The sequence below is a fragment of the Rummeliibacillus sp. TYF-LIM-RU47 genome (assembly GCF_008638315.1).
In the GTDB taxonomy this organism is placed as follows: Bacteria; Bacillota; Bacilli; order Bacillales_A; family Planococcaceae; genus Rummeliibacillus; species Rummeliibacillus stabekisii.
In genome coordinates this window covers 76611-89009 of sequence record NZ_VVIR01000005.1, presented here as the reverse complement: position 1 = coordinate 89009, position 12399 = coordinate 76611, and the positions used below count along the sequence as shown (strand labels likewise).

Genomic DNA, 12399 nt, shown 5'->3' with positions numbered 1-12399 from the left:
AGGAGAAGACTATGTCTGGTAAAAAGATGACATTCCTAATCATTGGAATTGTCCTTGTATGCTTAATCTTAATCTACCTGTCTATTGCGACCTTCTTTAAAAATAATCCTCACCAACCTAATCAGACTGGCCATGCAACAGAGCTACATGTGGATAATAGTATTAGAGGATAAATAAGAAAAGCCGCTCCTAGGAGCGGCTTTTTTGTATAGCAAAATACTATTACATAAATAAGTTAAAAATATAAAAAATCAAAGCGCCAAGCAATCCGGAGATTGGGAGTGTAATAATCCATGTCATGACTATTTTACGTGCCACGCCCCATTTAACGCCTTTTACATTTTGCGCAGAACCTACACCCATGATAGAAGAAGAAATAACATGTGTTGTAGAGACAGGCAAATGGAAATGGGTAGCACCAAAAATAATGATTGCTGAAGATAAATCAGCAGCCACCCCATTTACAGGGCGGATTTTCATGATTTTGCCACCGACTGTTTTGATAATTTTGTATCCGCCGATTGATGTACCCAAGCCCATAGCGGTTGCAGCGCTAATTCTTACCCACATAGGCACATCTCCGCCTTGGTTCACGAAACCGCCGGCAATTAAAGCCATTGTAATGATACCCATTGATTTTTGGGCATCATTCGTTCCGTGTGAAAAAGATTGTAGAGCAGCTGTGAAAATTTGCACTTTTCGGAACGTATTGTTCATACGGCTTAAGTTGCGATCTTTAAATACGAATTTAAACAGCGACATCATAAGGAAACCACCAATGATCGCGATAAAAGGAGAGAAGATTAACGCCTTAAAAATTTTCCCAAATCCGTCATAGTTAATCACGCTGAATCCAGAAGATGCAATCGCTGCACCTGCAAGCGAACCGATTAAGGCATGCGAGGAGCTGGACGGGATACCGAAGTACCAAGTCAGTAAGTTCCAAATGATTGCAGATAGCAATGCAGCTAAGATAATGACAACACCATGTTTTAAAGCGAATGGATCTACAATGTCTTTTGCGATTGCTTGGGCTACCCCTGTAAAGGTTACCGCGCCGATAAAGTTTGCTGTAGCTGCCATAATAACGGCTGTACGAGGTGTTAACGCACGTGTAGAAACGGCAGTGGCAATCGCATTGGCTGTATCATGGAAACCATTAATAAAGTCGAATAATAGAGCAAAGATTACGACCAGTACAGTTAAAATCAGTATTGTATTCATGTATTACTACATCTCCTATGCGTTGCGCATGATAATCGTATCCATTGCATTGGCTACGTTTTGGCAATAGTCAGCCACTTCTTCAAGCTGTTCGTAGATATCTTTAAATTGAATAATGCGGATAGGATCTTTTTCATGTAGGAATAGTTGCTTAATGGAAGTACGCAATACTTCATCGCACTTACGCTCATAATCTTTAATTAAAATGGCATGATCGCGCATATTAATTAGTTTTTTATTTGCTAAATGCTGCATAGCAGCAGCAATTTCGTCGGTGCTTAACACAATGTATTTCAAGAAATCTCTCATATAATCATCGACTTCTGTAAGTGAAAACATTTCAAAGTGGGCAATGCAACCTTCCACTCCATCTAGAATGTCATCCATCCGTACAGCTAATTCCAAAATATCTTCACGCTCGATTGGGGTCATGAAAGACTTGTTCAACATTTGAATAAGGTCATGGATCAGCGAATCGCCATCTGTTTCATATTTCTTCAGCGTAACGCTGAGTTCTTTTAAACCCGCAATGCTTGTAATTTTAAAGTCATCTGCATAATGAGATGCTTCTTTTAAATTCTCAGCAATTTTCAATAATGTTGCAAAGAAGGGATCTTCTTTTTTTGTGCTAAACATACAAAGCCTCCTAATTATAAAAACCGGTAGATGTTTTAAATAAAAACACAACTATAATAATAACAAATTGCGATATAAATCCCTACAAATTTCGTCATGGTCCGATTAAAATTTACATTCCCGTAATATTTAGATTGCACACATTTAAAATTAAATAATCAGAAAAAATGAAACTTTTGACCTCCTGAACCGTAGATATAGATAGTAACGAAGAAAGCGAGCGAAGAAGGGGGTGAATTCAATGGATTTTCACACTTGGTCGATTGAACAGTGGTATTTAAGCTTATTGATTATTTTAGCGATTTGCATGGTCTTTTATTTGTTTTTTGGCGATATGGTTGAGGGCGTAGGAGAAGGTATTCCTTTTTTTAATCCGGCAGTCATACTTGCATTTTTAACCTTTTATACTGCAATTGGGTGGGTCCTTGAAACTTTCACTGCACTAAATAGTATAAGCATTGCCATCATTTCAGTAATAGGCGCTATTATTTTAGATATTCTTTTATATTATTTTGTGCTTATTCCTTTAAAATCAGCCGAAGTTTCCATGGCCTATACAGAAGAATCTCTTGGAGGGCAAGTAGGAAAAGTCATCGTACCGGTGCCTGTTGATGGATACGGGGAAGTTGTGATCGAGACGGTGAATGGCATTATATCAAAAAGAGCGGCAAGCTATGATCTTGTGGAAATACCCTATGACGCAAAAGTATTAGTTATAGAAGTAAAAGAAAGTACTGTATTTGTAAGGGAGTATTGCCCGATTTTCTAAAGCTGTTTTTCAAGTGAAGAAGTAATATTTTTGATAACTACTTGGCTCAACAGGTAAAAATAGGAGGAAAAAATTATGCCTTTAGCATTGATAGTTGGCGGAATTATAGTTGTTTTAGTATTGGCGATTATTGGCGTCTATGTAAAGAAATATCGTACAGCAGGACCAGATGAAGCATTGATTGTGACAGGGAGCTATCTTGGCTCTAAAAATGTCCATAAGGATGAAGCAGGCAACCGCATTAAGATTATTCGCGGTGGCGGTACATTTGTATTACCTGTATTCCAACAAGCAGAACCGCTTAGCTTATTATCAAGCAAACTGGAAGTTACTACGCCAGAAGTCTACACAGAGCAAGGTGTGCCTGTCATGGCCGATGGTATTGCTATCATCAAAATTGGTGGCTCTATTACGGAAATTGCCACAGCTGCCGAACAGTTTTTAGGAAAGCCAAAAGAAGAACGAGAAATGGAAGCAAGAGAAGTATTGGAAGGCCATCTACGTTCCATTTTAGGGTCGATGACAGTAGAAGAAATTTATAAAAACCGCGACAAATTCTCGCAAGAGGTACAGCGTGTAGCTTCACAAGATTTAGCCAAAATGGGCTTAACAATTGTATCCTTCACCATAAAAGATGTACGCGATAAAAATGGCTATTTGGAATCACTTGGTAAACCACGTATCGCTCAAGTTAGACGCGATGCGGATATTGCGACAGCAGATGCTGAAAAAGAAACTCGCATTAAACGGGCGGAATCAGATAAAGAAGCACAAAAGGCAGAGCTTGAACGTGCCACTGAAATTGCGGAAGCAGAAAAAGAGAACCAACTAAAAGTGGCTGAATATCGCCGTGAGCAAGATATCGCAAAAGCGCGCGCCGACCAAGCCTATGAACTTGAAACAGCAAGAGCGAAGCAAGAAGTAACAGAACAAGAAATGCAAATCAAGATCATTGAGCGTCAAAAGCAAATCGAGCTAGAAGAAAAAGAAATTCTTCGTCGTGAAAAACAATACGATTCAGAAGTGAAGAAAAAAGCAGATGCAGATCGCTATGCTGTTGAACAAAATGCAGCGGCTGACAAAATGAAACAACTAGCCCAAGCTGATGCAGAACAATATCGTATTGAAGCTAAAGCGAAAGCAGAAGCTGAAAAAATTCGTTTAGACGGTTTGGCTAAAGCTGATTCAGAAAAAGCCCAAGGGGAAACAGAAGCAGAAATTATCCGCTTGAAAGGTCTTGCGGAAGCAGAAGCTAAACGTAAAATCGCAGAAGCCTTTGAGCAATACGGCCAAGCTGCAGTATTAGATATGATGATTAGCATGCTGCCTGAATATGCAAAACAAGTGGCGGGCCCACTATCTAATATCGATTCAATTACGGTTGTGGACACTGGCGGCGGAGCTGGTGGCGGCGCAAATAAGGTGACAGGCTATGCAACAGATTTGATGGCTTCATTACAAGAATCATTGAAAGCCTCTTCGGGTATAGATTTGAAAGAGATGCTTGAAAACTATTCAGGCAAATATAATATTAGACCAAGCATTGAGCGCTTAGCAGAAAGCAAAAATGACGCTCATACAGCAGCAACTGTAGAGAAATAACACAGATAACCTCATCGGAATTTTTTCCGATAGAGGTTATTTTTTTGAAAGCATCTTGACGTCAATTTGTCATACGACTGTTATACCCTGATAAGGTATAATGAAAGAAAAACGTTTGAAGGAGTAGAACAATTTGAAGAAAAAGTGGTTATCATGTTTATTGGCGGGCACGATGCTTTTAGCTGCTTGTGGCAACAGTGCAGATAAAACAGCGAAAGAAAACCAAGATAGCGAGAAAGCAACTCATTCAGAAAAGACAGAACACATGGCACACCAAGGGGGCCAGCATGAGTTGCCTAATGGTGATTTACAAGAGGAAACAGCATCAAGTGATATTTTGCCGAGTTTCTTGGACAAACAATCAGAGGATTTAAAATTGGTCTATCAGGCAGCAGGCAAAGCGACAGAAGTACTTAAATGGATGCCATGCTATTGTGGCTGCGCAGAAAGCGCAAATCATGAAAGCAATCTAAACTGCTTTATTAAAGAAGTTAAAAAAGACGGCTCGATCGTCTGGGATGATCATGGTACACGCTGCATTGTTTGTGTAGAAATTGCTATTAAATCCATTAAACAAGCACAAGAAGGCGTTCCTTTAAAAGATATCCGTAAAAAGATCGACGAAGACTATAAAGAAGGTTATGCGAAACCAACAAAAACACCAATGCCACCAGCTTAAAGATTAGATAGGTTCTTTCTAGCTTTCTCAGCAATTTGCTCATTCTAAACAGATTAGCAGACAAATAATGGGGAAAACGCTATCATATGAAGTGAGTATTCAACAATCTTAAGAAATGGAGTTGGAGAATTTGGACTATCGTATTGAACATGATTCCATGGGAGAAATTAAAGTACCTGCAGCACATAAATGGGGAGCCCAAACACAGCGAAGCAAGCAAAACTTTAGAATTGGTTCTGAACATATGCCAATCGAATTTATCCATGGCTATGCATTACTTAAGAAATCAGTAGCGAAAGTTTGCGTTGATCTAGGAACCTTGTCACAAACAAAAGCAGATGCCATTGCACATGCAGCAGATGAAATCATTGCAGGCAAATGGGATCAAGAGTTTCCTTTAGTCATCTGGCAAACCGGAAGCGGGACACAAACAAATATGAACGTCAATGAAGTCATCGCACACCTTGGCAATGAGTATCTAGAAGCACAAGGCAGTGATGAGCGTTTGCACCCAAATGATGATGTCAATAAATCACAAAGCTCCAATGACTCATTCCCGACTGCTATGCACATTGCTTCAGCGATTGCGGTAGAGAAGAACTTACTTCCTGCATTGGAACAAATAAAAGTAACATTGAAAACAAAATCTGAAGAATTCATGCAGTTAATCAAAATTGGTCGTACACACTTGCAAGATGCAACACCTCTTACATTAGGCCAAGAAATCAGCGGTTGGCTTTACATGATTGAAAAATCAGAGGAAATGATTAAAGAAAGTGCTAAGCACATGCTAGAGCTAGCAATCGGTGGCACGGCTGTCGGAACAGGTTTAAATGCACCAGAAGGCTTCGATGAAAAAGTAGTAGCTGTTCTTGCGAAAGAGACAGGTTTGCAATTTGTACCATCGCCAAACAAATTCCATGCACTGACTTCTCATGATCAAATGGCTACAACGCATGGTGCAATGAAAGCTTTAGCTGCAGATTTGATGAAGATTGCCAATGATGTTCGCTGGTTAGCTTCTGGCCCTCGTTCAGGTTTTGGAGAAATTTCAATTCCAGAAAACGAACCAGGTTCATCCATTATGCCAGGTAAAGTTAATCCTACACAATGTGAAGCAGTGACAATGGTGGCTGTCCAAGTGATGGGTAATGACGTTACATTAGGCATGGCAGCTTCTCAAGGTAACTTTGAATTGAACGTATTTAAACCAGTCATTCTGTATAACTTCATGCAATCAGTTGAATTGTTATCTGATGTCATCAGAAGCTTTGATGAACACTGCCTGCAAGGCATTACAGCAAATGAAGACAAATTAGAACACTTCTTAAATAATTCTTTAATGTTGGTGACAGCACTAAATCCACACATCGGCTACGAAAATGCAGCGAAAATTGCAAAACATGCCCATAAAAATGGATTAACGCTGAAAGAAGCCGCATTAGATACAGGACTTGTGACAGAAGAACAATTTAATGAATGGGTTGTACCAAGCAAAATGATTAAGTTTTAAAAAGTAAAGGCTGTGGATAAGCTTGCAAAGATGCAAGTTTTCCACAGCTTTATTTATTTCTCTTCAAATAGTCTAAAAATGTATCCGTTGTTTTGGTTAAAAAGGGAGTATTCAGATGGATTGCATGAAAGTCTCGCTGATAATGAAAGTCTTCTCGGCGGATGATTTGCAATTTATTTAGGTGAATTTCATCTTGAATGGTCCATTCAGAAAGCAATGCAAGTCCGAGACCATTCGCAACCGCTTCTTTAATCAGCTGAGTACTGCCAAATACCATCGTATGTGTTGGATTCAATCTATGCTCTTTTTTAAAATTGTCAAAAGCCTCTCGTGTACCCGATCCTTCTTCTCTGATAATCCATGTATGTGCGTCTAAGTTATGCACAGGTTGTCCAGATTTTGCTACTACAACTAAATGATCTGTAGCAATTTTGTGCGATTCTATCCACTTATTGTTGACAGTACCTTCAATTATCCCCAAATCCAATGTTTGATCCACAATCTTTTCTGCAATCTCTGCTGTATTGGCAATACAAATACTCGGCACAACTTGTGGATAAACATCAAGAAAGGCTGCTAGTCTTTTTGGAAGCAAATATTCCCCATAAGAGTAGCTCGCACCTAGCAATAAATCACCGCCCACATGGCTTGTTAAATCATCTAATTTTCGCTTCATGCTTTGGGACAGTGTATCTATTTCTTTTCCGTAATAGGCTACGATTTCTCCGGCCTTCGTTAATTGAACCTGCTTATGGGAGCGATCAAATAACTGGACTCCAAGCTCTTCTTCTAAATTCTTTACATACTGGCTGACAGCAGGCTGCGTCATGAATAATTCCTCCGCCGTACGGGAAAAATTCATATTCTTCACAACGAGGAGGAAAATGCTTAACTTATCATTCATATAACCATCCTTCTATAAGTAATCACTTATGATAAAGATTAAAATGATTAATTATCTTTTTAGGTGAGTACATCTTATCATATAAATAGAAATTATGAACTGGAGATGAGCGTATGAAACACAATAGTGGATTCTATAAAGGAATCTTAATGGTACTCATCATTGCAATAGCATCCTACTTCCTAAGCAAGGTTCCGATGCTCAATTATCTGGGACCTTTAGCTATAGCCATCCTGATAGCAGTGATTATACGTAATACACTACCTTATCCACAAAAGTGGAAAACTGGCATCGATTTTGCCGCGAAGAAGATTTTGCGGTTTGCTATCATTATGTATGGAATCCGCCTCAATATCGCTGTCGTTGCCCATGAAGGGCTGCCGTTAATTGCTCGTGCGGCCGGCGTTATTGTAGGAGCCATTTTGCTAACCATCATTATAGGAAAGCTTTTAAAGGTAGAAGATAATTTAATGATGTTACTGGCATTTGGTACAGGAATTTGTGGTGCCGCAGCCATTGCAGCCATTTCACCAATCCTAAAGGCTAAAGAAGAGGATACAGCAATGGCTGTAGGTATGATTGCATTGATGGGCACCATTTTCTCGTTACTATATCCGGCAGTAGGGTCACTTTTACACTTAGCACCAGCCGTATATGGCTATTGGTCCGGCTTCAGCTTGCATGAAATCGCACATGCTGCACTAGCAGGCGCAGCCTATGGCGACGAATCCCTGACACCTGCATTGCTTTCAAAATTGAGCCGAGTTCTATTATTGTTCCCTGTAACACTTGTGCTTGTAGGTTTCTTGAAGTTTAAAAAAGGGGGAACAGGGCAGAAAGCTTCCTTCCCTTATTTCTTACTAGGATTTTTAGCGGTCTCTGCGCTTGGCACCTGGGGAACACAGCAAGGATTCCTGAGTGCATCTGTAGAAGATGCCATCGCACAAACAGGCACATTTTTCTTAGCGGTTGCTATGGCTGCCCTTGGCATGTCTGTTGACTTAAAGGAATTGAAATCAAGAGCATTGAAGCCACTGTTAATGATGACGATTGTTTCCATTATTCTTAGCGGAGCTGTCTTGTTTATTGTTTAAGCTGCGAGATAGAATAGAATGAAATAAAAAGACTGTAGATTAGCTTTTTCAAGCTGTCTACAGTCTTTTTGCTAAGCAGTTGTTGCATTGCGTTTTTTAAATAGAATCGTAAAGATAATCAGCGCAAGAAGAATGGCCTGGCCGCTAATGGTTTCAATTGTTGGGTAAAAGCCAATCGTAGCCCATACTGGCATATGGCTCATAACATTCGAAGGTACAACATCAGTCAATTGCAACGTATGAATACTTACACCGATTATTTTAAATGCCAGCAAATAGATGAATATAGTCGCTACGGCAAAGAATTTATGAACAGGAATTTTATTTGTCGCACGCAATAAGATGAATGCTACAACAGCTAAAATGACGGCTGCAATCCCGATACCTAGTGAAAATTGGGAAGTAGACATTTTTGGTGCTATTCCCGCATAAAAAATCAATGTTTCGGCCCCTTCGCGGAAGACGGCAAGGAAACTAATGAATGCCATTGCCCACACACTTTGTTTGGACATTGCATGGTTCATCTGTTTAGCAATATACGCATTCCAAGCTTTGACGTTCGATTTGCTATGCATCCAAACACCAACACCAATCATCATGGCTGCAGCAATTAAACCTACATATCCTTCAATCATTTCGCGGCTAGTATTGATTGTAGAGGAGTTGAACAGCGTTGACATTAAAATAGCTGCCACTGCACTACATGCAATCCCGAGTCCTGCTCCAATATAAATCCATTTTTCCATATGACGTTGGTCTGATTTCTTAAGAAATGCAATTAATGCGATCATAATTAAAAGTGCTTCTAAACCTTCACGCAGTAAAATAAGTGCAGAATCCCAGAGTGTATAATTTTGGTCGCCCTGAATTAATTGGATTTGTTGTTTTAGGTCTCCGAGCTTTGTTTGAATACCTTTTGCATCCACCTGATCTTTCATCAAATCACCAGCAATAATGGGCATTTCGCTTTCGATTTTTGTATAAAGGCCAGCATTTTTAGTGCGTATATCGCCTTCTACATTTGGCCAAGTGACGATGAACTGTTTGATAGTGGCGGAAGCCTTTGAATAATCATTGGCAACGATTTGCCCGTTGGCTTTATCAATTAAATCAATGAGCGATTGCAGTGAATATGTGTCTCCTTTAGTAGAAGAAGCCACTTTTTTCCCTAGTCCAAAGTCATTCACTGTTTGTTTTAATACGTTAAACTGGTCTTGCATGGTATCAAAGTTGGGATGTTCGTCAGCTAGCGCAATGCGGATGAACGACATTTGTGTTTCAATCTTGCCGTAAGCAGCAATGTCTTGCTCTCTAACAGGTGTTTCTTTCTTCTTCCAATAAGCGTTGAATGTAGTATATGCTGCTGTCATCTTGGGTACATCGCCTTCTTTAATAGCAGCTTGAAGCTGGTCTAGCGCAGGATTCATCGCTGTCAGGAAGGACTGTCTTTCCGCTTTCTCATCAACAGGGTTTTCTGCTTTTTCTAAAGCTGTTAGAGCCTTAGAAAGAGTAGATAGGGCATCAAGACGTATGTCAGTTGAAGAAGCTGCTTGGGCTTCTTTCAATGCTTGGTCAACTGCTTTCGTTTCCTTGGAATCTTGTGAACGTACTTTCTTCCAATCTTGTGCAAAAGCAGAGAGCGCCTTTTCAGCCTTTTTATCATCGCCTTTTTTGCTGTCCATAATCGCATCGCTGATTGAAATATACAGGTTGCTATAGGATGCGGCTGCTGATACGGGTTTTATGGCAATAAAAGCAGCTAAAGTACATAGTATAAGAATTTGACTACAGCGTATTAAATAATGCTTCACCTATATAACTTCCTTTTTTTATACCTGGGAAGCATGCAAATAAAGCGCTCCCACGATGGGTAATGTATTCATTCATTTTGTCTAAGCGGCCTAAACTGTTCTGTATCTTGATAAATTGTTTAGGATTTTTTTGAAACGAGATAAAAAGCAATCCGGCATCAAACGTGCCCGTAGCATCCATCACGCCAGATGAATAGGAAAATGATCTGCGTAATAAACGCGCATTTGACTTCTTCGCCAGGAACGTATGTGAAGTTTCAGGTACGATCGGATTGCCGTTTGCATCTTTACGGTCGATATCCATCGCTTCAAATTCGCCCTTCTTGCCAAGAGGTGCACCACTGTCGCGATGCCGCCCAAATGTTGCTTCTTGCTCTCTTAAAGCTGTACGGTCCCAAGTTTCTAAATGCATTTGTATACGGCGTGCTACTAAATAAGTGCCACCTGCCATCCATGGCTTCGAATCACCGGGTTGTACCCATACGACTTCGTTCATATCTTTTTCATTATCAGTTATAGGATTTTCTGTGCCATCTTTAAAAGCAAATAAGTTGCGTGGTGTTTCTTTTTTGCCATTTTTTATGGGGATAGAATTAAATCCGGCTTGCGACCATTTCAATGATACTTTACCTGACGCCGCACGAATCAAGTTGCGGACCGCATGGAAAGCTACTTGCGGGTCATCAGCACAAGCTTGAATACAAATATCTCCACCCGTAAATGTTTCCTCTAACTGGTCCTTTGGAAAGTGGGGTAGGTCTTGTAATTCTTTAGGCTTCAGCTGTGCCAGCCCTAACTCTTTTTTCTCAAATAGAGAGGGTCCCACTCCAAATGTGATAGTAAGGTTATTGGCATCTAGCCCCTTTGCTTCACCTGTATCCTTAGGTGGGATAAGCGCATTTTCTGAAGCTGTGCCAATTAAATCGCCATTCATCATTTGGACTGCGAGGGGTGTCCACATTTGGAACAGCTCTTGCAGTTGGGATTTAGAGGTTACTAAAACATTTAATGATGCGAAATAGATACTTGTCTGTACAGCAGTCGCGATGCCTGACTGATGTTTTCCGTAAAAATCAACTTTATTGGCTACAGTAGATTGATCCTCTAAGATATCTTTTCCAAAGGCTTTAAGAACACCGCCCATACCTGAAGCACCGATTGCTAATCCTACTGCACCTGCGCCAGTCATTTTCATCATTTGTCTGCGTGTGATTTTTTTATCTAGTAAACGTTCATCATTTGTTTTAGTCATTGCTTAATCACTCCATAATAATGCCCATTTGGCTTAATGGTTCACCTAAGTGGTTCACTGCTTCAGATAAAGCCTTGGTATCTTCTTTTGTAAGTTTGGTATAAGAGATATAGCCGCCATCTTTTGTTTGATATTTAGCTAATAGATCATTGACTGCTTCGAATTTTTCAGTTAAATCTTTGACTAATTTAGGGTCTTTATTTTCAATTTGGTCTTTCAAGATAGTGAAGATTTTTTCAGCACCTTCGACGTTTGCTTTGAAGTCATATAAATCTGTGTGAGAATAGATTTCTTCTTCGCCGGTAATCTTCGATGTAGATACTTCATTTAGCAAGTCCACTGCACCAGTTAGCATTGTATCAGGGGTTACTTCAACTGTTTCCACACGTGCGCGCAATTCCTTAGAGTCTGCTAGCAGCTGATCAGCTGTTTTTTCATAGCCTTTTGTTTTATTTTCTTTCCATAAGCCATATTCAATCTTGTGGTAACCAGTCCAGTCTTCTACTCCTTGTCCTTCCTCTTTTAAATCTGCCAAACGTGCGTCAATCCGAGGATCAAGGTCACCGAAGCTTTCTGCAATTGGTTCAGAGCGTTCAAAATACATACGAGCCACAGGGTAAATTTCCTTCGCTTTTTTTATGTCGCCTGCTTTTACGGCTTTCACAAACTTATCTGTTTCAACGATGAAATGGTCCATTTGGCCAAGCGCAAACTTTTTATATGCATCCACTTCCTTTTGTAAATTTGTAGAAGAAGTAGTTGTTTCCTCTTTTTTTGCGGCAGAGCTAGTCTTCGTATCATCTGAATTATTGCACCCTGTCATTAAAATGCTTCCTGCAAGCAGGACCGCTGCGAATGGAGTTGCTTTCATTAAAATAATCCTTCTTTCTCATATGGAATAATAGCTAAAAAATC

Annotated in this window: 12 protein-coding genes; 6 read left to right on the top strand and 6 right to left on the bottom strand. The window is 39.9% G+C overall.

Going from position 1 to position 12399, the window contains the following annotated elements; translation table 11 throughout:
* Positions 1–11 precede the first annotated feature (11 nt).
* Positions 12–173 (top strand): hypothetical protein, encoded by a 162-nt coding sequence (locus F0527_RS17145; protein ID WP_190323509.1) that lies wholly within the window; start codon positions 12–14, stop codon positions 171–173.
* Positions 174–222: 49 nt separating this feature from the next.
* Here F0527_RS17145 and F0527_RS15135 read toward each other — a convergent pair whose 3' ends face one another.
* Both F0527_RS15135 and F0527_RS15130 read right to left on the bottom strand, forming a co-directional pair.
* Positions 223–1224: an inorganic phosphate transporter gene (locus F0527_RS15135; protein ID WP_066790400.1), complete on the bottom strand. Its 1002-nt coding sequence runs from the start codon at positions 1222–1224 to the stop codon at positions 223–225.
* Between the two features lie 15 nt (positions 1225–1239).
* Complete coding sequence (locus F0527_RS15130; RefSeq protein WP_066790398.1) at positions 1240–1860, bottom strand: DUF47 domain-containing protein; 621 nt, start codon at positions 1858–1860, stop codon at positions 1240–1242.
* Positions 1861–2101: 241 nt separating this feature from the next.
* Here F0527_RS15130 and F0527_RS15125 point away from each other — a divergent pair, with 241 nt between their 5' ends.
* From F0527_RS15125 to fumC, 4 genes are all read left to right on the top strand, one after another.
* Positions 2102–2629 (top strand): NfeD family membrane protein, encoded by a 528-nt coding sequence (locus F0527_RS15125; protein ID WP_150285449.1) that lies wholly within the window; start codon positions 2102–2104, stop codon positions 2627–2629.
* Between the two features lie 75 nt (positions 2630–2704).
* The gene (locus F0527_RS15120; protein ID WP_150285448.1) at positions 2705–4231 is read left to right on the top strand and encodes a flotillin lipid rafts scaffold protein FloT; all 1527 of its coding nucleotides are present in this window, start codon (positions 2705–2707) and stop codon (positions 4229–4231) included.
* Between the two features lie 133 nt (positions 4232–4364).
* Complete coding sequence (locus tag F0527_RS15115) at positions 4365–4910, top strand: PCYCGC domain-containing protein (protein WP_223823626.1); 546 nt, start codon at positions 4365–4367, stop codon at positions 4908–4910.
* 130 nt (positions 4911–5040) lie between these two features.
* On the top strand, positions 5041–6423 hold the full coding sequence (gene fumC, locus F0527_RS15110; RefSeq protein WP_150285447.1) for a class II fumarate hydratase: 1383 nt from the start codon (positions 5041–5043) through the stop codon (positions 6421–6423).
* A 49-nt stretch (positions 6424–6472) separates the two neighbouring features.
* Here fumC and F0527_RS15105 read toward each other — a convergent pair whose 3' ends face one another.
* On the bottom strand, positions 6473–7327 hold the full coding sequence (locus F0527_RS15105; protein ID WP_150285446.1) for a LysR family transcriptional regulator: 855 nt from the start codon (positions 7325–7327) through the stop codon (positions 6473–6475).
* A 113-nt stretch (positions 7328–7440) separates the two neighbouring features.
* Between F0527_RS15105 and F0527_RS15100 the strand changes: the two genes are divergently transcribed.
* Complete coding sequence (locus F0527_RS15100; RefSeq protein WP_150285445.1) at positions 7441–8421, top strand: YeiH family protein; 981 nt, start codon at positions 7441–7443, stop codon at positions 8419–8421.
* A 71-nt stretch (positions 8422–8492) separates the two neighbouring features.
* On the opposite strand, the gene F0527_RS15095 is transcribed toward F0527_RS15100, so the two are convergent.
* Genes F0527_RS15095 through efeO form a run of 3 tightly spaced genes read right to left on the bottom strand, consistent with a single transcriptional unit; the run spans position 8493 to position 12355 of the window.
* Positions 8493–10232 (bottom strand): FTR1 family iron permease, encoded by a 1740-nt coding sequence (locus F0527_RS15095; protein WP_150285444.1) that lies wholly within the window; start codon positions 10230–10232, stop codon positions 8493–8495.
* On the bottom strand, positions 10207–11484 hold the full coding sequence (gene efeB / locus F0527_RS15090) for an iron uptake transporter deferrochelatase/peroxidase subunit (protein WP_150285443.1): 1278 nt from the start codon (positions 11482–11484) through the stop codon (positions 10207–10209). The genes F0527_RS15095 and efeB overlap by 26 nt, the downstream gene beginning before the upstream one ends.
* Positions 11485–11491: 7 nt before the next feature.
* A complete protein-coding gene (gene efeO, locus F0527_RS15085; protein WP_147197045.1) occupies positions 11492–12355 on the bottom strand; it encodes an iron uptake system protein EfeO in 864 nt (287 codons plus the stop codon).
* Positions 12356–12399: the final 44 nt, after the last annotated feature.

Coding starts and splice junctions, on each gene's coding strand:
- efeO (WP_147197045.1), bottom strand. CDS start 12,355: ATGAAAGCAACTCCATTCGCAGCGGTCCTGCTTGCAGGAAGCATTTTA.
- F0527_RS15100 (WP_150285445.1), top strand. CDS start 7,441: ATGAAACACAATAGTGGATTCTATAAAGGAATCTTAATGGTACTCATC.
- F0527_RS15120 (WP_150285448.1), top strand. CDS start 2,705: ATGCCTTTAGCATTGATAGTTGGCGGAATTATAGTTGTTTTAGTATTG.
- F0527_RS15130 (WP_066790398.1), bottom strand. CDS start 1,860: ATGTTTAGCACAAAAAAAGAAGATCCCTTCTTTGCAACATTATTGAAA.
- F0527_RS15135 (WP_066790400.1), bottom strand. CDS start 1,224: ATGAATACAATACTGATTTTAACTGTACTGGTCGTAATCTTTGCTCTA.
- F0527_RS17145 (WP_190323509.1), top strand. CDS start 12: ATGTCTGGTAAAAAGATGACATTCCTAATCATTGGAATTGTCCTTGTA.
- efeB (WP_150285443.1), bottom strand. CDS start 11,484: ATGACTAAAACAAATGATGAACGTTTACTAGATAAAAAAATCACACGC.
- F0527_RS15125 (WP_150285449.1), top strand. CDS start 2,102: ATGGATTTTCACACTTGGTCGATTGAACAGTGGTATTTAAGCTTATTG.
- F0527_RS15105 (WP_150285446.1), bottom strand. CDS start 7,327: ATGAATGATAAGTTAAGCATTTTCCTCCTCGTTGTGAAGAATATGAAT.